This is a genomic window from Streptomyces sp. CA-250714, assembly GCF_050936705.1.
Taxonomy (GTDB): Bacteria; Actinomycetota; Actinomycetes; order Streptomycetales; family Streptomycetaceae; genus Streptomyces.
Genome location: NZ_JBNJMI010000001.1, coordinates 3,114,470 through 3,136,798 on the forward strand (window position 1 = coordinate 3,114,470; position 22,329 = coordinate 3,136,798).

Consider the following 22,329-nt stretch of genomic DNA (forward strand, 5'->3'; position numbering starts at 1 on the left):
GGGGTGTCAGCCGATCCGGTCCAAAATCAGTGGTGCCGGTGCGAACGAACCCGATGCGCTGATGTCGATGGCTCCCTCAAGTGCGGCCTCCGCGTAGGGGAAGGCGTCCGGGGTGTCCGTGTGGAGGGTCAGGAGGGGGGAGCCGGCTGTGACCTGGTCGCCGGGGCGGGCGTGCAACTCGACGCCCGCTCCTGCCTGGACGGGGTCTTCCTTGCGGGCGCGGCCGGCGCCGAGGCGCCAGGCGGCCAGGCCGACGGCGTAGGCGTCCAGGCGGGTCAGGACGCCGGACACCGGCGCCGTCACCACATGGCGTTCCCTCGCCGTGGGCAGCTCCGCGTCGGGGTTGCCGCCCTGGGCGGTGATCATGCGGCGCCAGGCGTCCATGGCGGAGCCGTCGGCGAGGGCCTTGGCCGGGTCGGCGTCCGGCAGGCCCGCGGCGTCGAGCATTTCGCGGGCCAGAGCCACAGTGAGTTCCACGACGTCCGCCGGGCCGCCGCCCGCCAGGACCTCGATCGACTCGCGGACTTCGAGGGCGTTGCCCGCCGTCAGGCCGAGCGGGGTGTTCATGTCGGTGAGGAGGGCGACTGTCCGTACGCCGTGGTCATGGCCCAGTTCGACCATCGTGGCGGCCAGTTCGCGGGCGTCCTCCACGTTCTTCATGAACGCGCCGGAGCCCGCCTTGACGTCCAGGACCAGCGCGCCCGTGCCCTCGGCGATCTTCTTGGACATGATGGACGAGGCGATCAGCGGGAGGGATTCCACAGTGCCGGTGACGTCACGGAGGGCGTACAACCGCTTGTCCGCGGGGGCCAGGCCGTCGCCGGCCGCGCAGATGACGGAGCCGACATCCCGGAGGACCTCCATCATCTCGGCGTTGGTGAGCGAAGCGCGCCAGCCGGGGATGGACTCCAGTTTGTCGAGGGTGCCGCCGGTGTGGCCGAGGCCGCGGCCGGAGAGCTGCGGGACGGCCGCGCCGCAGGCCGCCACCAGCGGGGCCAGCGGCAGGGTGATCTTGTCGCCGACGCCGCCCGTGGAGTGCTTGTCGGCGGTGGGACGGTCCAAGCCGCCGAAGTCCATCCGCTCGCCGGAGGCGATCATCGCCGCCGTCCAGCGGGAGATCTCCGTACGGGTCATGCCGTTCAGGTAGACGGCCATGGCGAGGGCCGACATCTGTTCGTCGGCCACCACGCCCCGCGTGTACGCGTCGATGACCCAGTCGATCTGCTCGCCGGTCAGCTCGTGGCGGTCCCGCTTGGCGCGGATGACGGAGATGGCGTCCATGGCCATGAATGTCTACCTGTTCCTTTCGACGAACCGGTGGTTCCTTTTCGACGACCGGTGGGTCCTTCCCGACGGCCGGTGGGTCCTCTTCGACGACCGGTGTCGGTCAGCGGGTCCGTGACCGGTATCGGTCAGCGGGCCAGATCGTCCGGCCCGAAGGCGTCCACCAGCAGTTCCGAGAGAGGGCGCACCCCCGAGGGTGCCTCCATCAGCAGGGTGCCGCCCCCGTGCTCCCACAGCAGTTGGCGGCAGCGCCCGCAGGGGGCGACCACAGCGCCGTCGCCGCCGACGCAGGTGAAGGCGACCAGCCGGCCGCCGCCGGTGGCGAACAGCTCGGAGACCAGACCGCACTCGGCGCACAGGCCGAGCCCGTAGGAGGCGTTCTCCACGTTGCAGCCGGTCACCGTACGGCCGTCGTCGACCAGTGCCGCGGCACCGACGGGGAAGCCGGAGTAGGGGGCGTACGCGCGGGACATGGCTTGCCGGGCCTGTTCGCGCAGGGTGTTCCAGTCGATGTCCGCCTTGTGCACGGCGTCCACGCTACGTTCCCTCGCCCCGGCGGTACGGCTTGCCGATCGCGCGTGGCGCACGCAGCCGCTGGGCCGCGAGGGAGAGCACCAGCAGCGTCGTGACGTACGGCGTCATCTCGACGAACTCCAGTGCCACGGTCTCGGTCAGCGCGTACCACAGCACGAGCAGTACGGCGATGACGAGGCTGACGGCGGCCTGGATACGGGCGCTGCGCAGGCCCGTACGCAGCTTCCAGCCGGCGAGCCCGACCAGCAGCACGGCCATCAGCAGCAGCATGGCGTGCACCGTGGTGCCGCCGCCGACGACGCGCAGCGCGTCCATGAAGCCGAAGAGTCCGGCGCCCATGGCTACGCCGCCGGGGCGCCAGTTGCCGAAGATCATGGTGGCGAGACCGATGTAGCCGCGACCGCCGGTCTGGTTCTCCTGGTAGATGTGCACGCCGACGGCGAGGAACGCGCCGCCGAGCCCGGCCAGCGCGCCGGAGACGGTCAGCGCCGCGTACTTGTAGGTGTAGACGTTCACACCCAGCGACTCGGCGGCGACCGGGTTCTCACCGCAGGAGCGCAGCCGGAGTCCGAAGGAGGACCGCCACAGGACGAAGAAGCTGCCGACGAAGAGCAGCACGGTCAGCAGCGTCACCGGGGAGACGTCGTCGACCAGGGCGCGCAGGATGCCCGCCAGGTCGGAGACGAGGAACCAGTGGTGCTTCTCGATGCTGCCCAGCCCGTCGGCGAGGCCGGGCACGGTGAAGCTGGGCATGTCGCTCATCGGCGGTGACTGCTTGTCGTTGCCGCCTGCCTCGGCCGCCTCGCTGCCGGGGGCGCCGAACCACAGCTTGGCCAGATAGCGGACGAGGCCGAGCGCGAGGATGTTGAGGGCGACACCGGAGACGATGTGGTCGACGCCGAAGGTGACGGTGGCCAGCGCGTGCAGCAGTCCGCCCAGGGCGCCGCCGACGACACCGGCGAGGATCGCCATCCACGGCCCGTGCTGCCAGCCGATCCAGCCGGCGGCGAAGGTGCCGAGCATCATCATGCCTTCGAGGCCGATGTTGATCACGCCGGCCCGTTCGGCCCACAGCCCGCCGAGCCCGGCCAGCCCGATGGGGACGGCGGCGCTCAGCGCGGAGGAGAACTGGTCGCTGTTGCTGAGCTGCTCGTCCCCGGTGACGACACGGATGAGGGAGAGCAGCAGCAGTCCGCCGGCGATGAGCAGCAGGACGACCGGGTAGGACAGCTTGCGCCTGCCGCCCGGGGCCGGGGGCCCGGCGGTGGCGTTCTTCGGCGCGGAGGACGCGGACGAGGAGGACGTTGTGGTGCTCATGCGGTGCTCCCCGCCTTCTTGTCCTGGGTGCTCTCTTCGCTCTGGGTGCCTTCTGCGTCCTGGTCGCCGTCCTGGCCGCCCTGGGCGCTCCGGGCGCTCAGCTCGGCGCCGACCGCGCTCTGCTGCCTGCGCAGGACGACGCGGCGGACGATCTCGTACGCGATGACCACGCACAGCACGATGATCCCCTGCATGACGCCGACGATCTCCTGCGCGTATCCCTCGAACTCCAGCTGGAGGCCGGTGCGTTCCAGGAAGCCCCACAGCAGCGCGGCCAGTGCCATGCCGATGGGGTGGTTGCGGCCCAGCAGGGCGATGGCGATGCCGGTGAAGCCGACGCCGGTGGGGAAGTCGGTGCCGTAGCTGAAGGACTTGTTCAGCAGCGTCGGGATGCCGACCAGGCCGGCGACGGCGCCGGAGAGCACCATGCTGGTGACGACCATCCGGCGGACGCTGACGCCGCTGGCGGAGGCTGCCGACTCGCTGCGCCCCACAGCGCGCAGGTCGAAGCCGAAGCGGGTGCGGCCCAGCACGAACCAGTAGGCCAGCCCGATGACGACGGCGATGATCACGGTGCCGTAGATCGGGTCGGGTGTGGTCGGGATGAGGAAGAAGTGGCTGGAGGCGGGGATGTTCGGCGTGTGGAAGAGGTTGCCGTCCTTGACGGCCAGCTTGTCCTCGGCGAGGAAGTAGCCGATCAGCGAACCCGCGATGGAGTTCAGCATGATCGTGGTGATGACCTCGCTGACCCCGCGGGTCGTCTTGAGCACACCGGCGATACCCGCCCACAGTGCGCCGACGGCCATCGCGACGATGATGATCAGCGGGATCTGGAGCGCGCCGGGCAGCGCGAGCGCCCCGCCGACGACCGCCGCGAAGAACGCGGCCACCCGGTACTGCCCGTCCACCCCGATGTTGAAGAGGTTCATCCGGAAGCCGATGGCCACGGCCGCCGCCGACAGGTAGTACGGGATCGCCTTGTTGATGATCCACACCTGGCTGTCACTCTTCGAACCGAAGTCGATCATGACGAAGAAGGCGTGGAACGGGTCCTTGCCGGTCGCCGCGATGACGGCGGAGGAGAGCAGGAACGCCGCGAGGAGGGCGAGCGCCGGCGCGGCCAGCGCCTGGAGTACGGCCTGGGCGCTGAACTTGTCCTTGAGACGGCTCACTTGTCGCCTCCCCTCTCCGGCTCGTTCCGGGAGTCGTTGCTGTCGTCCGCGTCCTGCGGCTCGTCGGCGTCCTCGGGTCCCGCGGCGTCCCCCGGCTCCGCGGCATCCCCCGGCTCCGCGGCGCCCTCCAGATGACCCGTGGCCGCGCCGGTCATGGCCGAGCCGAGCTCCTCCGGGGTGACGGTCGCCGGGTCGGCGTCCGCCACGAGGCGGCCCCGGTACATCACCCGGAGGGTGTCCGAGAGGCCGATCAGCTCGTCCAGGTCGGCGGAGATCAGCAGCACGGCCAGGCCCTCGCGGCGGGCCGTGCGTATCTGGTCCCAGATCTGCGCCTGCGCGCCGACGTCCACACCCCGGGTGGGATGCGCGGCGATCAGCAGCTTGGGGTCGTGGCTCATTTCCCGGCCGACGATGAACTTCTGCTGGTTACCGCCCGAGAGGCTGGCGGCGGTCACCTCGATGCCGGGGGTGCGTACGTCGTACTCGGCGACGATCCGCTCGGCGTCGGCCCGCGCCTCCTTGAGGGCGAGCAGTTGGGGCGCGCCGGGGATGCCGAGCGCCGGGCCCTTGGCGTTGGGCTTCTCGGTGACGTGGCCCAGGATGCGGTTCTCCCACAGCGGGGCCTCCAGCAGCAGCCCGTGCCGGTGGCGGTCCTCGGGGATGTAGCCGATGCCGCTCTCGCGCCGGATGCGGGTGGGCGCGTGCGAGATGTCCTGGCCGTCGAGGGTGACGGTGCCGTCGTCCGGGTCGCTCATGCCCATGATGGCCTCGACCAGTTCGGCCTGGCCGTTGCCCTCCACACCGGCGACGCCGAGCACCTCGCCCTTGTGGATGGTGAGGGAGATCCCGTCCAGTACGGTACGCCGGCCACCGTCGGGGTCGGTGGCCGACAGGTGCAGGCCCTCCACCCGCAGCATCGGCTCGTCGGTGACGGTCGACTCGCGGGTCTCGGCCGACGGCAGCTCGCTGCCGACCATCAGCTCCGCGAGCTGCTTGGGCGTCGTCTCCTCGGGCCGTACGGACGCCACCGTCGTACCGCGCCGGATGACGGTGATCGCGTCGGCGACGGAGAGCACCTCGCCCAGCTTGTGCGAGATGAACAGCACCGTCAGGCCCTCGGCCTTGAGTTCGCGCAGGTTGGCGAAGAGCGCGTCGACCTCCTGCGGGACCAGCACGGCCGTGGGCTCGTCGAGGATGAGGATGCGGGCGCCGCGGTAGAGGGCCTTGAGGATCTCCACCCGCTGCCGATCGGCGACGCCGAGCTCCTCGACCAGGACGTCGGGGCGGATACCGAGCTGGTAGGCGTCAGAGAGCTCTTTGATCTTCTTGCGGGCGCGGGAGCCGATGCCGTGCAGCTTCTCCGCGCCCAGCACGGTGTTCTCCAGCACGGTGAGGTTGTCGGCCAGCATGAAGTGCTGGTGCACCATGCCGATGCCGCGGGCGATGGCGTCCGCGGGGCTGTGCAGATTGACGTACGCGCCGTCGATGCTGATGGTGCCCTCGTCCGGCCGCTGCATGCCGTAGAGGATCTTCATCAGGGTGGACTTGCCCGCGCCGTTCTCGCCCACGAGGGCGTGCACGGTGCCGCGTTCGACCCGGATGTCGATGTCGCGGTTGGCGACGACGCCGGGGAATCTTTTGGTGATGCCGCGCAGTTCGACGGCCGCCGCGGACTCCTGGCCCGCCCCGGACGGCGCGCCGCTGCTGCCGCTGGACTCGCTGGACACTTGACTGACGCGCTCCCTTGCTGGCGCTGAGGCCGACACCGGCTCACTTGCTCGCGGGCTTACCTGCTGGGCTGCTGGGCCTGAGGCCGACCGCCGTCGTCCGCCCTGTGGGCGGTGACGGCTCATGGTGCGGGACTGCGGGCGGCACCGTACGCGCCGCGCTGCGTACGGTGCCGTCGCCTTCAGGTCACGGCTTGGCCGGAACCTTGACCTTGCCGGAGGTGATCTTCTCGCTGGCCTTGTCGATGTCGCCCTTGACGTCGTCGATGAACCCGCCGGACGTGGCGACCGAGACGCCCTTCTCCTTGAGGGAGAAGGTCTGGTTGCCCTTGAGCGGCTTCTTGTCCTTGACGCTCTTGATCAGTTCGTAGACGGCGACGTCGACGTTCTTGACCGACGAGGTCAGGATGGCGTCCTTGTACTTCTCCAGGCCCTTCTGCCGGTACTGGTCGGAGTCGACCCCGATGGCCCAGGCGCCCTTCTTCTTGCTGACCTCTTCGATGGATCCGGCACCGGACTGGCCGGCCGCCGTGTAGATCACGTCGTTGCCGCGGGCGAGCATGCCCTTGGCCATGCTCTTGGCGCGCGCGGGGTCGTTGAAGCCCTTGTCGGACTCCTTGTACAGATAGTCGACCTCGACCTTGATCTTGGGGTTGGTGTCCTTGACGCCCTTGACGTAGCCCGCCTCGAACTTCTGGATGAGCGCGTTGTCCACGCCGCCGATGAAGGAGACCTTGTTGCTCTTGGTCTTCTTGGCCGCGGCCACGCCGACCAGGTAGGACGCCTCGTTCTCGGCGAAGGTCATACCGACGACGTTCTTGGTGTGGGACTGCTCGTCCACCACGCCGAAGGTGGTGTCGGGGAAGTCCTTGGCCACCTTGTTGACCGACTTGCCGTAGTTGAAGCCGACCCCGATGACCGGGTTGTAGCCCGCCTTCGCGAGGGAGGAGAGGCGCTGCTCGCGGGTCTCCTCCGTCTCGTTGTTGCCGGCGGTCATCTCCTTGGTCTTGACGCCGAGTTCCTTCTCGGCCTTGTCGGTACCGCGGGCCGCCGCCTCGTTGAACGAGTGGTCGTCCCGGCCGCCGACGTCGAAAGCGAGTCCGACGCCCTTGTTCTTCTTGCCACCCGACTCCGTAGAGCTCTCACCGCACGCGGTGGCCGTCAGTGCGAGAGCCGCAGTGGCGGTGACCGCGGCAGCCAGCTTTGTTACCCGACGCAACAGGAGTCCCCTTCGAGTCGTGGAGCACCGGTTCCGGCACCGCAGTAGGGTTCCGGCCCTTGAGACGGCCACAGATTAACGCGCGTAGATTTCCAGCAGAAGAAGACGGGAACCGCTGTTATCGGATCGTCGCGAACGGCGGCGACTTCCACGCAGCTGCCCCTTTTATCCCCGTGGTGATGGGGGCTTTCGGGGGTGGGAGCGGAGATGGTGGCGGGGGCGCTGGGGAGGGGCCGTCGGGAGGGGGCCCGACCCTTCGGCGGCCCGGGTCCCTCCCGTCCCTCTCCACCTCACGAACGGTGCAGCAGCGCGGCGGCCGTGAAGAGCTCGACGCCGGTGGTGATCGCGCCCTCGTCCGCGTCGAAATCGCCCTGGTGCAGATCGCGGGTACGGCGATCGCCGACGGGCCGCACCCCCAGCCGGGCCATCGCGCCCGGTACGTGCTCCAGATACCAGGAGAAGTCCTCGCCGCCCAGGCTCTGCTCCGTCGTCTCCACGGCGGCCGCGCCCGAGCGCGCCGCCATCGCCTCGCGCAGCAGCGCCGTCGCCGAGGGCTCGTTGACCACGGGCGGCACACCGCGTACGTACGTCAGCTCGCACTTGGCCCGGTGCAGCGTGGCCAGCTCGTCGATGGCCGCGTGCACCAGGTCGGGCGCCTCGCGCCAGGTCGGCAGGTCCAGGCAGCGCAGCGTGCCGGACAGCTCGGCGCGCTGCGGGATCACGTTCGGCGCGTGCCCGGACTCGATCCGGCCCCAGGTCAGCGACAGCCCGGAGCGCGCGTCCACCCGGCGGGCCAGCAGCGCGGGCGCCTCGGTGACGAGCTTCGCGGCGGCTGTGACCAGGTCCGTCGTCAGATGCGGCCGCGCGGTGTGCCCGCCCGCGCCGCTGAGCACCACCTCCAGCCGGTCGCAGGCCGAGGTGATCGGCCCCGCGCGCAGCCCGATCCGGCCCACGTCCACCCGGGGGTCGCAGTGCACGGCGAGGATCGAACCGACGCCGTCCAGCACCCCGCAGTCCACCGCGTCCGCGGCGCCGCCCGGCAGCACCTCCTCGGCGGGCTGGAACAGCAGCCGTACAGGGCGGGGCAGCGCACCGGCGCGGGCCAGCTCCGCCAGCACCAGGCCGGCGCCGAGCACCACGGTGGTGTGCACATCGTGCCCGCACGCGTGCGCGCGGCCCGGCACCGTGGAGCGGTAGGGCACCTCTTTGGTGTCCGGGATGGGCAGCGCGTCGATGTCGGCACGCAGCGCCAGCATGGGCGGGGCGGCCTGCGGCGGGGCACCCCCGGCCCCGACCGGCTCGGTGTCCTGTCCGCCCTCCTCGCCCGCCGCCGGGTGGATGTCGCAGATGAGTCCGGTGCCCATGGCAAGCACCCGGGGACGCAGCCCCGCCCGCTCGAGCCTCGTCTTGAGGGCGGTGGTCGTGCGGAACTCCTGGTTACCCAGCTCTGGGTGCATATGGAGGTCGCGACGGAAAGCGATGAGCTCGCGGCGGAGGGATTCGGTCAGCCGGCCGGGCAGCTCGGGAAGTACGCCGGCGGCCCCGCGTGCGTCTACCTCCGGTGCTGCAGGGGACAGGAGTTCGTTCATGGTCCGAAGAGTAGGCCCCTTGACACCGCAACTCACTAGAGATCCACCAAAGTTCAACCCTCCAGGGGAAGAAAATCTAGGCTGGGCGGCGGTTATGTCCAGATGCGGCTGGGTATACCTACGAGCTTCGCCGAGCACCCCTCCCCTGAAAGCACTGCCCCGACACGGCTGTCGGCCCGCCGCCACTTGCCCCGACCGAGCTCGCCTGCACCGGGTGCCCGCACACCGCCCGACCGAACCTCCGCGCCGACTTCCCGGACGGCCCGCATCGCCCGACTCGGGGCGGCTACTGTGCGAAATGGTCCGGTCACTCGACGAGGGAGGGGAAGGGCATGGCTCGACGGATCCATGCCGTCCCGTACGACCAGGCTCAGCGGTGAGGCGCGGAATCTTGAGGCGGCCGTTCCGCCGAACACGATCAGCCAGTGGTTCCGGAAGCCGCAGTCGATGCGGGCGGGGACGTTCACTGACCGGGACGAGGTCTGTGCCTGGCTGGAGAGGGAAGTCCGGGCGGTGCCACCCCGGGACGTCGAGGGGAAGCTGGCGAATCTGCGGGGCTGTGTCGATCGGGGTGCGGACGCGTATGCGGGCTACTACTCGTATTCGCATGGGCAGCTGGTGGTGCGGTGTGCGCTGGTGTGTCCGCGGGAGGGGGAACGGTGTCCTGATCCGCCCCGCTGAGGGCGCGGTCCTGCGCTGCCATGACCTCGTCGCCGTGTTCGAAGGCCCAGGCGCCGATGGTGTCGATGGGGGCCAGCAAGATGCGGCCGAGCGGGGTGAGTTCGTATTCGACGCGGGGTGGGGCCTCCGGGTAGGCGTGCCGGGCCACCAGGCCGTTGAACTCCAGGCGCCGTACCGTTTCGGTGAGCACCTTCGAGCTGATGCCGCCGATCCGCTCGCGCAGCTCGCCGTGGCGGCTGGGGCCCTCGCGCAGCGCCCAGAGGACCACGGCGTTCCAGGTGTTGGAGAGCAGGTCGAAGGCGAGGCGGGCCCGGCAGTCGGCGAGGAAGGCGTCGGTCGTCACGTACCAGATGGTGCCTGACGGGCTCCCTAGTGTCCTTCCGGAAGCAGCTGAACCATCCGGCGGAGAGGGCTCTCGATGAAGATCGGCGTACTGGGGACGGGCAACATGGCGGACGCACTCGGCACCCACTGGGTGCGGGCCGGGCACGAGGTGATCGTCGGAGGGCGGGACGAGGAGAAGGCGCGGCGGCTCGCGGCGCGGATCGGCGGTGGCGTACGGCACGGCAGTCCGCGCGCGGCGGCCGGGTTCGGCGAGGTGGTGCTGGCCGCGTTGCCGTACGGCGCGGGGCAGGAGGTCGCCGGGGAGCTGGGCGCGGCACTGGACGGGAAGGTGCTGGTCGACTGCTCCAACCCGGTCGGGGCCGGATTCCGGCTGCTGACCGGAGCCGGCCCCTCGGCGGCACAGCGGCTGGCCGCGGCGGCCCCCGGCGCGCGGGTCGTCAAGGCGTTCAACCTCTGCCATGAGGACGTGTGGCGGATGAACCCACCGGTCTTCGACGGCCGGCCGCTGGCCGTCCCGGTCTGCGGGGACGACGCGGCGGCCCTCGCGCTCGTTGGTGGACTCGTGCGGGACGCGGGCTGCGAGCCCGTGTCCGCAGGCGGCCTCGAACGGGCAGGACTGCTGGAGGCGACCGCCGCCCTGTTCATCGCGCTGTGGGTCGGAGAGGGCGCGGACGCGCAGGCGATCGCACCGCCGCTGGCGTATGCGGCGGGGGCGGGGTTGTGAGGGAGGGCCGGCCCCATGCGAGGGCGGTATCAACAGCGGAGGCGTGCACCGTCCCGGGCGTGGAGGCGTTCTTTAGGGCGCTCGAAGGATTGCAGGCTGCTCTTCCTTGCATCAGGGCCAATGGGTCGGCGGGGACAGGGCGGCTCAGAGTGGCTGGATCTCGGGGACGGCCTTGAAGCGGGACCAGACGACCTTTCCGTATGGATCGCGGTCCTCGACGCCCCAGCCGTCGGCGAGCAGTTCGACGATGTGCAGGCCGCGCCCGGCGGTGTCCGTGACGGAGGCCTCGCGCACCTGAGGGTAGCGCGCGCCGGCGCCGATGTCTCGGCTGTCGTGGACTTCCAAGCGTACGAAACCTTCCTCGGCGGAGAGGCGTACCAAGAAGCCGTGGCCGCGACGCGTGCCGTGGGCCAGCGCGTTGGCGGCCAGTTCGGAGACGCAAAGGCGGATGTCGTCCACGGGGTCGCCGGTGATACCCCACGACGTCAGAGTGACGAGCACGAACTCCCGGGCGAGACCGACCGACCGCGGCTTGGCCTCGAAGTACTTGTGCAGCTTGTTGGTCATGACGTACCTCACCTCCGGTAGCCCGGAACCGGAGTCCGCTGGTTTCGCCGGACCAGTAGCAACCGGCCACCGGCCCTCTCGATCTGCCGCTCGCGCTCGGCGGCCATCGCCCTGGGGCCGAGGTGGGAGGTCGCCGGTACGACGACGCCGTATGTGTCCGGCAGTTCGAGGACGTCGAGCAGGCCGGAGAACGCCGCCACCCCGTCGGCCGGACCGCGGCGCTCGGTGAACAGCCCGGACAGTCGCAGCTCGTGCTGTCGGCAGTACTCGGCAAGCGAAGCGGTGAGGGCCTCGTGCCGGGTGGGCGAAGAGCGGACCAGGCGTAGGTAGCCGTAGACGACTGGTCCGTTGACCGGGCGGTGCTCGGTGAGTGGTTCCATACGGTGACCATCCGAAAGGCTCGAAGTGGCTGGTTCTTCGAGCTTGGCGACAGACCACCGCTCGTCCAATGGCCGCCTGTCGCACTTCCGTGGCACTTCCGTCCCCCCGGCCCCGGAACGCGTGCTTGCATGACGGCCGGAAGGGAGCAACGCGTGGCGACCGTGCACCATTGGACCGGCCTGGAAGCCAGGGCCCTGCGGCTCGCCCTGCGCATGAGCGTCCGCACCTTCGCCGCGCATCTCGGTGTCGGCGTGCGCACGATCTCCAAGTGGGAGAAGCTCCTCTCCTCCACCGAGCCGCGGCAGGACACGCAGGCCATCCTCGACACGGCCCTCGCCCGCGCGGACGCTGCTGTCCATCTGCGCTTCGAGACGAACCTGTCCGAGGCCGGGCGGCCCGGTTCAGGGGCCGGACGACGCCGGGTCACGGTGGCCGGCCCCCGCGCCTGGGAGTACGAGACGTGGACCGATGACCTGGACCGGACGGTCGTCGCGCTCTCCCGGCAGAACTTCGGCTTCGCAGACGATCTGCTGCGCCGCTGGCTGGCCCGCTTTGCACCGGCCGAGCTGGACGACAAGGGCCTGTACCTCTACGCTCGCTCCACCGCCCTGCTCGGCGACCTACAGCGCGACCGGGGAGCGATTGTCGGACCACTGTCGGCACAGCGCTCCTACGCGGGTGCCCGCGCGGTCCTTTCGCAGCTCGACATTCCGCGCCGCGTCGCACAGGTCGACCTCTCCACGGCGGTCGTCGCCGAGATGTCCGGTCAACTGGAGGTGGCCGCCCGTCGGTACGAGACCCTCGCCGTCGATGACCGGCTCTCCCGGCGCGATCGCGCCCGTGCCAGGCTCTGGGTTGGCACCGCGCTGAGCAAGGACGGCAACCACGACTACGCCTCCCGCGTCATGCTCGCCGCCATCCACGAGTTCGAGGACCTCGCAGAGCCGGACGACTGGTCGGTGGCCCATCAGAAGCTCGCCCTCGCCCACCGAGGTGCGGGCGATCTCACCTCCGCCCTCCGCTGCATGGACATTGCCCGTACAACGGGCACGACCGACTCGCCCATACAACGCGTACGCCTGGACACGGCTCACGGTCACATCCTGCTGTCGGACCCGGCCACCCTGGATGATGGTCTTGAAGTCCTCGAAAACGCCGCGAAGGTGGCCGCTGAGTACGGCCTCAGCCACCAGCAGCGCAGCATCGAGGGCATCAGGAGTACGCAGTCCATGTACGGCGGGGCGACCAGCCCTTGGCGCCGTTGACCAGGGAGAGACGGCAGTGACGGGATCGACGGACAGCCAGCAGACCGTGACCGGCGAGCATTGGCGGAACGCCCTGCTGATCTGGGACTACCACCAGATGCACCATGAGCTGCGGCCGGCGGATGTCGCGATCGCGCTGGGCAGCCATGATCTGGGGGTGGCCACCACTACGGCCAAGCTCTATCACGCCGGCCTCTTCCCCACTGTGGTCTTCACAGGCGGCAACAGCCCGACCACCGCAGCCCGCTTCCCGCGTGGCGAAGCCGTTCACTACCGCGAGCACGCCCTGTCCCTCGGCGTGCCCGACTCCGCGATCCTGCTGGAGCCGAACGCTGCCAACACCGGCCACAACATCACGTACTCCCGCCAGGTCCTCGATGCAGCGGGGATCACCCCGGCCACGGTGCTCCTCGTCTCGAAGCCGTACATGGAACGCCGCTCCTATGCCACCGCCCGCAAACTGTGGCCGGAGGCCGAGGTGTGCTGCGCCTCGGAACCTTTGGAACTCGACGACTACGTCAAGAGCATCGGAGACGAGAAGCTGGTCCTGGACATGCTCGTCGGCGACCTCCAACGGGTGATCGAGTATCCGAAGCTCGGGTTCGCCATCGAGCAGGACGTCCCGGAGGACGTGCGTGCCGCCTACGAGTCGCTCCTCACCGCCGGCTTCACCAGCCGCCTCATCACAACCTGACCTGTCGGCGCAGATGGTCACGACGTGGGCTCGGCCCGCTCCTCTGGCGCCACGACCGCCACCGTCGAACGGAGGGAACCTCCCCATGGCTCACCCGCGGACCGACCGGCCCGACGCTCTCCCGCCCGCCCTGGGCTCCATGACGCTGCTCGTCGCCGCGGTCATCGTCCATGACAAGGCCACGGATCGCGTCCTGCTCCTCCAGCGCGGGCCCAACGCGAAGTTCGCCCGAGGGCAGTGGGATCTCCCGGTCGGCAAGAGTGATCCCGGTGAGCCCGTCACCGCCACGGCTGTCCGCGAGCTGTACGAGGAGACGGGCGTTACTGTGCGGCCGGAAGACCTCCGCGTCGCCCACATCATCCACGGCGCCTGGGGCGTCGAGGCTCCCAACGGTTTCCTGACGGTCGTCTTCGTCGCCCACGAATGGTCCGGCGAACCGGAGAATCGCGAGCCCCGCAAGCACGCCCAAGTCCGTTGGGTCGGGGCTGACGCCATCCCCGAGGAATTCGTCAACACGACTGCCAACGCTCTGCACGGTTATCTCTCGGAGGGGCAACAGGTTTCCCTCGACGGCTGGGCCGACTGAGACCGCGGAGGCCCGTCCTTTGTGAGATACGGCTAGGCGCTCTGGCCCGGTGGGGTGGGGAGGGCGGAGGGGAGGCGGCGGGCGCCGCGGGCGGTGCCGGTGACGCCGGCGAGGAATCCCTGGGCGCGGGGGGAGGCGGTGCGGGTCAGCCAGGCGGGGTCGACGTCGCATACGGCCACGGTCACGGCGGTGCCCGCGAGTGCCAGCGGCAGGGTGTGGACGACGGTGGAGGGGAAGCTGAGGATCGTACGGCCGACGGGGCCGCGGCGGGCGACCAGTTCGAGTGGCAGGTCCGGGCGGACGATCTCCAGGCCGGTGGCGGCGCTGACCTGCTGGAGCTTCTCGTTGCTCTCGCGGCGGTGGGCGAAGTAGCGGGTGGCGCCGTATTCACGGGCCAGTGAGGCGACCGCCTCCAGATAGCGCTCGGTGTCCACCACACCGGTCTCCACAAGGGAGGTGCCCACCAGGTCGGCGCCCTTGGTCAGCCGGGGCGGTCCGAACCGGGCGCGGGTCCAGGCGAATTCGTTGGCCGTCACGATCACATTCTCCGGCGGCTCCACCGGCATGGAGCTGAAGACCTCCACGGGGCGCCTGCGGTCCGGGCGGGGAGTGAGGCGGCGGCGTGCGCGGCGGGAGATCGGCGCGAAGAGCAGTCCGCGCGCTCCTCCCCGTACGCCGCGCCGGTGCCAGCGTACGAACCGTTCGCCACTGGCCAGTTGGGCGACGAACTCCATGGTGGCGGTGCCGTCGTCCACCACGGTGATCTGCCGTTCGGCGCGGGCGGGAGTGAGGGCGAGCAGCAGTTGGACGTAGCGCGAGAAGGGGTCGCCGATGACCAGCGTGCGCGCCTTGCGCAGTCTGCGGGCGAGGGCGAGCAGGCTGGTGAGTGCGCCCCCCAGGCCGTCGCGAGCCTCCTGCCAGCTCACCGTGATCCCCTCGTCGCGGGCCAGCTCGGCCATCCGGCGCAACTGGCCGCGGGTCATGGGGTCGTGCGGGGGCAGTACTACGAGGGTGAGCGGGGTCGCGGTGTCGGGAGCGGGGTGGTTGTGCGCCCACTCGAGGACGTTGAGGAGCTGGACGGGGCTCTCGACGAAAGCGAGAGCCCCGTCCCGCGCGCCCGACCCAGGGGTGGCTCCGCCCCCGGGGTCGGGCACGGGCTCCCACGCGGACTCGGCTCCGGTGTCGGAGCTGATGTCGCCCGGGGAGAGTGCCGCGGGGTCCGCAGCGGGGTTCGCCGTATGGCCGGAGCTGTAGCTCGTGGGCTCGGAGCCGGGGCTCGCTTGCTCGGAGCTGTAGCTCGTGGGATCGGCTCCGGGGGCGGAGTCGGGGCTCGCGGGCGGTGCCGCGGGCTCCGGCCCGTGCCCCGGGCGGCGGTTCGCGGGCTCCGCTCCGTGGCCGGAGCGGAGACTCGCGGACAGTGCCGCTGCGGATGCTCCTCGGATGGAGCGGCTCATCGCTCCTTGTGCGGAGCGGCTACGGGACATGTGCGCATACGCTCCGTTCCGCTGTGGGGGTTGCGGGGGGGTGGTGACGGGTTGGGAGGTGCCGGGTTGGCGGCCCGCGTCAGACCGTGGCCGGCTCGCGGGTCTCGGCTCCCTCGGCCTCCTCGGCCACGACGCCCTTGACGCGGCGCAGCTTGCGCATGGGCGCCAGCTCGCTGTCGTACACCTTCTTGACGCCGTCACCGAGGGACTCCTCGATGGTGCGGATGTCCCGCACCAGGCGCTGCAGACCCTGCGGTTCGACGGAAGCGGCCTGGTCCGAGCCCCACATGGCGCGGTCCAGCGTGATGTGCCGCTCCACGAAGACGGCGCCGAGGGCGACGGCGGCCAGAGTGGTCTGAAGACCGGTCTCGTGGCCGCTGTAGCCGATCGGGACGTTGGGGAACTCGTCCTGGAGGGTGTGGATCATCCGCAGGTTCAGCTCTTCGGCCTTCGCCGGGTAGGTGGAAGTCGCGTGGCAGAGCACGATGTTCTCGCTGCCCAGCACCTCGACCGCGTGCCGGATCTGCTTGGGGGTGGACATGCCGGTGGAGAGGATGATCGTGCGGCCGGTGGCACGCAGAGCGCGCAGCAGGTCGTCGTCGGTGAGCGACGCGGAGGCCACCTTGTGCGCGGGGACGTCGAACTTCTCCAGGAAGGCGACGGCTTCCTCGTCCCACGGGGAGGCGAACCAGTCGATGCCGCGCTCGGCGCAGTGCTCGCTGATGGCGCGGTAGTCGTCCTCGCCGAACTCGACGCGGTGCCGGTAGTCGATGTAGGTCATGCGGCCCCAGGGGGTGTCGCGCTCGAGGTCCCACTGGTCGCGCGGGGTGCAGATCTCCGGCGTCCGCTTCTGGAACTTGACGGCGTCACAGCCCGCTTCGGCGGCGGCGTCGATGAGGGCGAACGCATTGTCGAGGTCACCGTTGTGGTTGATGCCGATCTCGCCGGTGACGTAGACGGGGTGGCCCGGGCCGACGGTCTTGCTGCCGAGGGTGCGGACACGGGGGGTGTGACCGTTGGCGTGGGCGCTGATGTGCTGGGCGTTGCTGGACATGTTCACCATTTCCGGGGGTTTCGTTCTTGGGTTGGTGCAGAAGGTCGGTGGGTGGTTCTGCGGGGGTGGTGGGTGGTGCGGGGAGTAGGGTTTGTGCTGGTCAGGAGGCGGCGGGTGTGGGCGTCGGGGGCTCCGGCGGGCTTCCTTTGTGGGTGGGCCCAACCAAGAGGGCCGCCCTGCCGCGACTGGCCCCCCTCACAACTCCGCCCCCACCAACCACCCCGCGATCTCGCGGACGGCTCCCGCTCCTCCGCCCCGCGTCGTGACGGCCCGCGCGGCTGCGCGCACCACGTCATGGGCGTCGGCGACGGCGACGGGCCAGCCCGCAAGCGCGAAGCACGGCAGGTCGTTCGCGTCGTTGCCGGCGTAGAGCACGCGCTCCGGCGCGATGCCCTTCTCCTCGCACCACTGTTTGAGCGCGAGGTCCTTCCGGTCGATGCCGTGCAGCACGGGAAGCCGCAGCTTCGCGGCGCGGGCCGCCACGACCGGATTGGTCTCCGTGGAGAGGATCAGCACCTCCAGGCCGGCGCGGCGCAGCGCGGCGATACCGAGTCCGTCGCCGCGGTGCACGGAGACGATCTCCCGCCCCTCCGCGTCGATGTAGACCCGGTCGTCGGTCTGGGTGCCGTCGAAGTCCAGTACGACCGCGTCCACGTCGTCCCGCGTCGGCAGCGCGCCCGGCCCGTCGCGGCGCGCGTCAAGCAGGGGGGCCAGCGCGCGGGCGCGGGCGAGGTCGTGCGGGTCGTCGATCTCCAGTACGCGCGCCGGGTCGGTACGGACGACGGCCGTACGTCCGAAGAACCGGTGCCCGGACTCGCGGAAGCCCATGGCGTCCATGGCGTAGGCGGCGCCGGTCTCCAGCAGGTCCTCGGGCCGGTCCTGGCGCCGGGGGCGTACGGCACGGTCGTGATTGACGCCGTACGCGCTCCGCACCGAGCCCGATGCACCCTGCACCGCGCCCGCGTCCCTCTCCGAAGCGCCCCCTGAAGCGTTCGCCGAAGCGAGCTCCGAACCGTCCTCGGCCGCGCCGTCCCGCCATACGAAGCCGTGGAACGGCGCCACTGTCAGCGCGCTGTCCGCGCCGTCCTCGACGACGGCCGCCGTCACCCGCTCGATGTCCTCGCGGACGAGGAAGGGGCTGGTGCACTGGACGAGCAGCACGGTTTGCAGCGGTCTGCTGTACCGCTTCTCGTAGGCGTCCATGGCGTGCAGTACGGCGGCTTCGCTGGTGGCCAGGTCGCCGGCGATCTCGGCGGGCCGTTCGACCACTTCGGCGCCGGCGGAGCGGGCTGCCTCGGCGATGGCACTGTCGTCGGTGGAGACGACGACGTCGGTCACGTTCCGCGCGGCCAGGCACTCGCGTGCGGCCCGCGCGACGAGCGGAACGCCCGCGACCGGGGCGAGGTTCTTGGCGGCCACACCCTTCGACCCGCCCCGGGCGGGAATCACCGCGAGTACGGCGGGGGTTGGGGACATGCTGGCTCCTGAGTGGTGGGACTCGGACAGAGCAGAGGAACGGATCCCGGGCGCGGCCGGGGAGGCCGGGGCCGGGGAGGCATCAGGGCGCGGCATCACAGTTCGCCCGCCTTCCGGATCAGCGGGGCGACCCGCTGGACCCCGTGCCGGTAGGCGCCGCGGGCGGCTTCGCGTACGACGCGCCGTACGACGCCGCGCCCGGCCGCGCCCAGCCCGTCGGCCGCTTCACCGGCCGCGCCGCCCGCGGGCGAACCGTCCGGTTCGAGCCCGTAACGGCGCAGGATGCCGGGCAGATAGCCGGACGCTGTCCGGACGGTGTAGTACGGCGCGAGCGGCGGCAGCCCGCCGCTCGCCGCGCGGGCGACGAGTTCACCGACCCGTTCGCGGGCGGTCGCGAAGCCGTCGCCGCCGCGCACGCCCTGCCGCAGCGCCCATTTCTCGTCGGCTCGGGGCAGCAGGCCGTCGTCGAGCTCGTCCCAGGAGGCCAGGCAGCCAGAGCCGGTGAAGTAGTGATTGCCCAGTGCCTCGCGGACGCCGAGGTCGGTGAGGACGGCGGTGGGCAGGGACCGGTGCAGGGACTCGAGCGCCGCGGTGGAGCTGACCGTCACCAGCAGCCCGCCGGTGTGCTGCGCCCGGTCGAGGATCTCCCCCATGTTCCCGTAGACGAGGCGGCAGTTGGGCGGCAATCCGCCGTCCCCGCCGTCCCGTCCGCCGGGCAGCTTGCGGACGAGCTTCTGGTACGGAAGTTCCTCGATGTGCGTGGTGTGCTCGCCGGGCTTACTGCGCAGTTTGATCAGTACGTCGCGCTCCGGGTGCCGCAGCGCGTGGCCGACGGCCCGGCGCAGCAGATAGGCCCGATCGGCGCGGCCGGCCGGCACGGAGGGCTGCACCGCGAAGACGACGGTGAACGGACCGTCCGGAGTCTCCCCCGCAGCGCCCGCACCCTCCGCCGGGGCGCCCTCTCCGGCCCCCTCCAGGAACGGCAGTGAGCACTGCACCACGCTCCCGCCGTCCGCCCCCACGCCCTCGTACACCGCGCGGAAGCGGTCGGCGTCGTGGGGCGAGTTGGCGAGGACGACATCGGCGCCGTGCCGCAGCAGCAGCCCGTCGGTGAGCTTCTCGTAGACGACTCCGACGTACCCGGTGACGACCACGGGGCGGCGCGCGGGCCCTCGCTCGCCGGTATCCCCGGCAACCGCCCGCCCGAGCCCGTGCAGCATGGCCTGCACGGCGCCCCCGACGCAGGCGAGGACGATCACGTCGTAGGCGGCGGGCGCGGTGGCCGCGCGGAGGAACTCGGCGGTGGTGACCTCACGCAGCGTGTCGACAGTGACGCCGACCTCTGCGAGCTGGCGCGGGGTGGGCGTGGCGCGGCCGCGCAGCAGCAGGCCGTCGATGGCGGCCTCGGGCGCCAGCCTGCGGGCGGTCAGTACACCCCACTTCCAGCGGGTGTCGGAATCCGCCAGCACCGCCACCCGGCCTGGTGCCGACCGCTCGTGTGTGACGAGTGCGGTCATGGCAGCCGGCGCATTCGCGGCGGAATCGGAGAGGATTTCTCGGGAGGGCACGTCATCGACGCTAGGAAGGGATTCCGGAAGGCGGCCCAACGTAAAGGCAACAGCCGGTTAACAGCACACCGACGAATCCCCAACGAGCCCGCGCCGCAGCCCCGTTCACCATCCCGCCACGCGCCGTTCACTCCTGGGTCCGCCGCAGGTCAAGACGGGGCGGGGCGCGGACCCTAAGGTCCCTTGGGTGGTCAAGCTCTCCGTCATCGTGCCGTTTTACAACGTGCAGTCATACGCCCCGGAAACGCTGCGGAGTCTCCGAGCGAACGCGCGCCAGGATTTCGAGTTCATTCTGGTCGACGACGCTTCAAAGGACGAGACGCCGGAGATTCTGGAACGCGCCGAAAATGATCTTCAGGACGTTGCGCAGGTGATCAGGACCCGGCATGCGCGCAACGGCGGTCTGGCGACCGCGCGCAACACGGGACTGGACCGGGCGAACGGCGAGTACGTCACGTTCCTGGACGGTGACGACTGGCTGGCGCCCGGCTACTACCAGCAGCTGGTGTCCTGCATCGAGCGGCTGGGCTGCGAATTCGTCCGCACCGATCACGTCCAGTGCACGGCGCGCTCCCGCACCCTGGCGCGGGTGCCGCACGGCCGGCGGGGCGTGGTGGACGACCCGCGCGCGGCGATCCTGCCCGCCACCCGCAGCACCTCGGTGGACTACGCCTACGCCTGGGCGGGGATCTACCACCGCAGGCTGCTGGACGAGGGGCTGCTGCACTTCACCGACGGGCTGCGCACCGCCGAGGACCGGCCGTGGATCTGGCGGCTGCACCGTGAGGCCCGCTCGTTCGCCGCGGTCGGCCTGCTGGGCGTCTTCTACCGGCGCGGGGTCGCCTCCTCGCTCACCCAGATCGGTGACGTACGGCAGCTCGACTTCATCCGCGCCTTCGACCAGGTGATCGAGGAGACCGCGCAGGACCGGGACGCCGAGCAGCTGCTGCCGAAGGCGGTCCGCACCTACTGCGCGATCATCTCGCACCATCTGACCAGCGGCAGGTTCGAGCCGCAGGTGGCCCGCAAGCTGCGGGCGATGAGCGCGGCGGCACTCAAGCGGCTCCCGGCGGATCTGCTCTCCGAGGCACTGGACTCGATGGACAGCGAACGGGCCTCCCGGCTACGGCGGCTCCGCAGGCGCCCGGGCCACCACGAGCCCGCGGCGGGCACGGCGGGCGCCGCCGGTGACGATGCGAAGAAGAGCGCCACCACCGGTGCGCGCGACACGGAGGTGGCGGCCTGATGCGTACCCAGCTGTTCTTCGCCTCCACCTTGTACGGTGCCGCCACCCTCGCCGCGGCCATCGACGCGGACCGCTTCGAGGCCGCCGACCAGCGGCTGCTGCTGGTGAGCAACAACGCCGCCAACCCGGAGACCGCGCCCGCGCTCGATGTCATGCCGGGCTTCGAGCGGCTGCGCGGCCGCTTCGACCGGGTGCTGTCATGGAACGAGACGATCCGTCCCTTCCACCCGGGCGGCTGGTCCCCGCGCACGGACGACGCCCCGCTGTGGGAGCGCCATCTGCGGCTGCTGTGGGGCCTGGGTGACAGCCCGGAGGACGAGGTCACGCTCGTCCTGGAGTCCATCCAGGTCGACCCCGCGCTGGCGGTGGCACGGCTGTTCCCCGACGCGCCGATCGAGGTGTACGCGGACGGGCTGATGAGCTACGGCCCCACCCGCAACAAGCTGGACCCGCTGGTGGGCGCGCGGGTGCGGCGGCTGCTCCATCTGGCCCTGGTGCCGGGCCTGACGCCGCTGCTGCTCTCGGAGTTCGGGGTGGAGCCGGAGATCGTGTCCACGGACGCGTTCCGCGCGGTGCTGGCCGAGGTGGCACAGGACGTGCCCCCGTCGGTGACCGCGGCACCCCGCGGCGGGGCGCTGCTGCTGGGCCAGTATCTGTCCGCGCTGGACATCCTCTCCCCGGACGAGGAGGAGCGGCTGCATCTGCGCATGCTGCGCGGTGCCGCCGCGCGCGGCCACCGCGAGGTGGTCTTCAAACCGCACCCGGTGGCCCCGGCCCGGCACTCCCGCGCCATGGAGAAGGAGGCGGGCGAGCTGGGCGTCAGCCTGACGGTGCTGGACGCGCCGGTGCTGGCGGAGGTGCTGTACGAGCGGATGCGCCCGGCGCTGGTGGTGGGCTGCTTCTCGACGGCGCTGCTGACGGCGTCCGAGTTCTACGGGCTGCCCGTCGCCCGCGCCGGAACGGAGCTGCTGCTGGAGCGGGTGACGCCGTATCAGAACAGCAACCGCGTGCCGGTGACGCTGGTGGACGCACTGCTGCCCGATCTGGACAGCGAGGCGGCGGGCGAGGGCTTCACCCCGCCCACGGGCCGCGAGCTGACGGGGCTGATCCGTGCCGTCGGCTTCTGTATGCAGTCGCAGATCTATCCGGAGCTGCGCCCGGAGGCGGAGCGCTATCTGGCCACGCGGCTGTCCCCGGAGACCCGCCGCTACTTCAAGCGCCGCCGGCTGACCGCGCTGGCCCTCCCCGGCGCCGTGCCCCGCCAGTTCGCGTTCGTCCCCCGCAACCGCACGGTCCGCCGCGTCGCCCGCCGCGCCCGCGCCCTCAAGCGCGCCGCCCTGGGCTGACGCCCCTCCCCGGGCTGATTCCCGTCCGCGCCGCCCTGCGCGACCGGCGGGCAGGCGGCCCCGCGCGGCC

General features: G+C 71.0%; 19 protein-coding genes and 1 pseudogene. 6 read left to right on the forward strand and 14 right to left on the reverse strand.

The window, feature by feature from the left end:
* Window positions 1–6 precede the first annotated feature (6 nt).
* The 8 genes and pseudogenes from ACQEU8_RS13775 to ACQEU8_RS13810 all read right to left on the reverse strand — a co-directional run.
* Window positions 7–1,281, reverse strand: a complete 1,275-nt coding sequence (locus ACQEU8_RS13775) for a thymidine phosphorylase (RefSeq protein ID WP_433100345.1) — start codon at window positions 1,279–1,281, stop codon at window positions 7–9.
* A gap of 131 nt (window positions 1,282–1,412) precedes the next feature.
* Entirely contained in the window at window positions 1,413–1,757 is a 345-nt protein-coding gene (locus ACQEU8_RS13780; protein WP_433102369.1) for a cytidine deaminase, read from the reverse strand.
* A gap of 64 nt (window positions 1,758–1,821) precedes the next feature.
* On the reverse strand, window positions 1,822–3,135 hold the full coding sequence (locus tag ACQEU8_RS13785; protein ID WP_433100346.1) for an ABC transporter permease: 1,314 nt from the start codon (window positions 3,133–3,135) through the stop codon (window positions 1,822–1,824).
* Complete coding sequence (locus ACQEU8_RS13790; RefSeq protein ID WP_433100348.1) at window positions 3,132–4,307, reverse strand: ABC transporter permease; 1,176 nt, start codon at window positions 4,305–4,307, stop codon at window positions 3,132–3,134. The genes ACQEU8_RS13785 and ACQEU8_RS13790 overlap by 4 nt, the downstream gene beginning before the upstream one ends.
* On the reverse strand, window positions 4,304–6,160 hold the full coding sequence (locus ACQEU8_RS13795) for an ABC transporter ATP-binding protein (RefSeq protein WP_433100350.1): 1,857 nt from the start codon (window positions 6,158–6,160) through the stop codon (window positions 4,304–4,306). Before ACQEU8_RS13795 ends, ACQEU8_RS13790 begins: the two co-directional genes overlap by 4 nt.
* 61 nt (window positions 6,161–6,221) lie before the next feature.
* Window positions 6,222–7,253, reverse strand: coding sequence for a BMP family lipoprotein (locus ACQEU8_RS13800; RefSeq protein WP_433100352.1), 1,032 nt, complete (start codon window positions 7,251–7,253; stop codon window positions 6,222–6,224).
* Between the two features lie 290 nt (window positions 7,254–7,543).
* Window positions 7,544–8,842 carry an amidohydrolase gene (locus tag ACQEU8_RS13805; RefSeq protein ID WP_433100354.1) on the reverse strand — a complete coding sequence of 433 codons (1,299 nt, stop codon included), beginning with the start codon at window positions 8,840–8,842 and terminating at the stop codon, window positions 7,544–7,546.
* A 685-nt stretch (window positions 8,843–9,527) separates the two neighbouring features.
* Window positions 9,528–9,866, reverse strand: a pseudogene (locus ACQEU8_RS13810) (winged helix-turn-helix transcriptional regulator); the annotation flags it as partial.
* 75 nt (window positions 9,867–9,941) lie between these two features.
* Here ACQEU8_RS13810 and ACQEU8_RS13815 point away from each other — a divergent pair.
* On the forward strand, window positions 9,942–10,592 hold the full coding sequence (locus ACQEU8_RS13815) for an NADPH-dependent F420 reductase (RefSeq protein WP_433100356.1): 651 nt from the start codon (window positions 9,942–9,944) through the stop codon (window positions 10,590–10,592).
* Between the two features lie 144 nt (window positions 10,593–10,736).
* Here ACQEU8_RS13815 and ACQEU8_RS13820 read toward each other — a convergent pair whose 3' ends face one another.
* Both ACQEU8_RS13820 and ACQEU8_RS13825 read right to left on the reverse strand, forming a co-directional pair.
* On the reverse strand, window positions 10,737–11,159 hold the full coding sequence (locus ACQEU8_RS13820) for an ATP-binding protein (RefSeq protein WP_433100358.1): 423 nt from the start codon (window positions 11,157–11,159) through the stop codon (window positions 10,737–10,739).
* Between the two features lie 8 nt (window positions 11,160–11,167).
* Window positions 11,168–11,539, reverse strand: a complete 372-nt coding sequence (locus tag ACQEU8_RS13825; RefSeq protein ID WP_433100360.1) for a hypothetical protein — start codon at window positions 11,537–11,539, stop codon at window positions 11,168–11,170.
* 153 nt (window positions 11,540–11,692) lie between these two features.
* Between ACQEU8_RS13825 and ACQEU8_RS13830 the strand changes: the two genes are divergently transcribed.
* The 3 genes from ACQEU8_RS13830 (at window position 11,693) to ACQEU8_RS13840 (ending at window position 14,085) form a co-directional block, all read left to right on the forward strand.
* Window positions 11,693–12,805, forward strand: coding sequence for a helix-turn-helix domain-containing protein (locus tag ACQEU8_RS13830; protein WP_433100362.1), 1,113 nt, complete (start codon window positions 11,693–11,695; stop codon window positions 12,803–12,805).
* 16 nt (window positions 12,806–12,821) lie between these two features.
* On the forward strand, window positions 12,822–13,499 hold the full coding sequence (locus tag ACQEU8_RS13835; RefSeq protein WP_433100364.1) for a YdcF family protein: 678 nt from the start codon (window positions 12,822–12,824) through the stop codon (window positions 13,497–13,499).
* An 85-nt stretch (window positions 13,500–13,584) separates the two neighbouring features.
* Complete coding sequence (locus tag ACQEU8_RS13840) at window positions 13,585–14,085, forward strand: NUDIX domain-containing protein (protein WP_433100366.1); 501 nt, start codon at window positions 13,585–13,587, stop codon at window positions 14,083–14,085.
* Window positions 14,086–14,117: 32 nt separating this feature from the next.
* On the opposite strand, the gene ACQEU8_RS13845 is transcribed toward ACQEU8_RS13840, so the two are convergent.
* From ACQEU8_RS13845 to ACQEU8_RS13860, 4 genes are all read right to left on the reverse strand, one after another.
* Complete coding sequence (locus ACQEU8_RS13845; protein WP_433102371.1) at window positions 14,118–15,239, reverse strand: hypothetical protein; 1,122 nt, start codon at window positions 15,237–15,239, stop codon at window positions 14,118–14,120.
* 409 nt (window positions 15,240–15,648) lie between these two features.
* Window positions 15,649–16,632 (reverse strand): N-acetylneuraminate synthase family protein, encoded by a 984-nt coding sequence (locus tag ACQEU8_RS13850; protein WP_433100368.1) that lies wholly within the window; start codon window positions 16,630–16,632, stop codon window positions 15,649–15,651.
* A gap of 186 nt (window positions 16,633–16,818) precedes the next feature.
* A complete protein-coding gene (locus tag ACQEU8_RS13855) occupies window positions 16,819–18,099 on the reverse strand; it encodes a cytidylyltransferase domain-containing protein (RefSeq protein WP_433100370.1) in 1,281 nt (426 codons plus the stop codon).
* 95 nt (window positions 18,100–18,194) lie between these two features.
* Window positions 18,195–19,616 carry a DUF6716 putative glycosyltransferase gene (locus ACQEU8_RS13860; protein ID WP_433102373.1) on the reverse strand — a complete coding sequence of 474 codons (1,422 nt, stop codon included), beginning with the start codon at window positions 19,614–19,616 and terminating at the stop codon, window positions 18,195–18,197.
* A 238-nt stretch (window positions 19,617–19,854) separates the two neighbouring features.
* Between ACQEU8_RS13860 and ACQEU8_RS13865 the strand changes: the two genes are divergently transcribed.
* Both ACQEU8_RS13865 and ACQEU8_RS13870 read left to right on the forward strand, forming a co-directional pair.
* On the forward strand, window positions 19,855–20,913 hold the full coding sequence (locus tag ACQEU8_RS13865) for a glycosyltransferase family 2 protein (RefSeq protein WP_433100372.1): 1,059 nt from the start codon (window positions 19,855–19,857) through the stop codon (window positions 20,911–20,913).
* Window positions 20,913–22,259, forward strand: coding sequence for a polysialyltransferase family glycosyltransferase (locus ACQEU8_RS13870; RefSeq protein ID WP_433100374.1), 1,347 nt, complete (start codon window positions 20,913–20,915; stop codon window positions 22,257–22,259). Before ACQEU8_RS13865 ends, ACQEU8_RS13870 begins: the two co-directional genes overlap by 1 nt.
* Window positions 22,260–22,329: the final 70 nt, after the last annotated feature.

Excerpts from the sequence above, each read along its gene's own strand:
- ACQEU8_RS13780 (WP_433102369.1), bottom strand. The coding sequence starts at position 1,757 with ATGTCCCGCGCGTACGCCCCCTACTCCGGCTTCCCCGTCGGTGCCGCG.
- ACQEU8_RS13860 (WP_433102373.1), bottom strand. The coding sequence starts at position 19,616 with ATGACCGCACTCGTCACACACGAGCGGTCGGCACCAGGCCGGGTGGCG.
- ACQEU8_RS13815 (WP_433100356.1), top strand. The coding sequence starts at position 9,942 with ATGAAGATCGGCGTACTGGGGACGGGCAACATGGCGGACGCACTCGGC.
- ACQEU8_RS13825 (WP_433100360.1), bottom strand. The coding sequence starts at position 11,539 with ATGGAACCACTCACCGAGCACCGCCCGGTCAACGGACCAGTCGTCTAC.
- ACQEU8_RS13850 (WP_433100368.1), bottom strand. The coding sequence starts at position 16,632 with ATGGTGAACATGTCCAGCAACGCCCAGCACATCAGCGCCCACGCCAAC.
- ACQEU8_RS13820 (WP_433100358.1), bottom strand. The coding sequence starts at position 11,159 with ATGACCAACAAGCTGCACAAGTACTTCGAGGCCAAGCCGCGGTCGGTC.
- ACQEU8_RS13870 (WP_433100374.1), top strand. The coding sequence starts at position 20,913 with ATGCGTACCCAGCTGTTCTTCGCCTCCACCTTGTACGGTGCCGCCACC.
- ACQEU8_RS13855 (WP_433100370.1), bottom strand. The coding sequence starts at position 18,099 with ATGTCCCCAACCCCCGCCGTACTCGCGGTGATTCCCGCCCGGGGCGGG.
- ACQEU8_RS13775 (WP_433100345.1), bottom strand. The coding sequence starts at position 1,281 with ATGGACGCCATCTCCGTCATCCGCGCCAAGCGGGACCGCCACGAGCTG.
- ACQEU8_RS13795 (WP_433100350.1), bottom strand. The coding sequence starts at position 6,160 with ATGAGCCGTCACCGCCCACAGGGCGGACGACGGCGGTCGGCCTCAGGC.
- ACQEU8_RS13785 (WP_433100346.1), bottom strand. The coding sequence starts at position 3,135 with ATGAGCACCACAACGTCCTCCTCGTCCGCGTCCTCCGCGCCGAAGAAC.
- ACQEU8_RS13805 (WP_433100354.1), bottom strand. The coding sequence starts at position 8,842 with ATGAACGAACTCCTGTCCCCTGCAGCACCGGAGGTAGACGCACGCGGG.
- ACQEU8_RS13840 (WP_433100366.1), top strand. The coding sequence starts at position 13,585 with ATGGCTCACCCGCGGACCGACCGGCCCGACGCTCTCCCGCCCGCCCTG.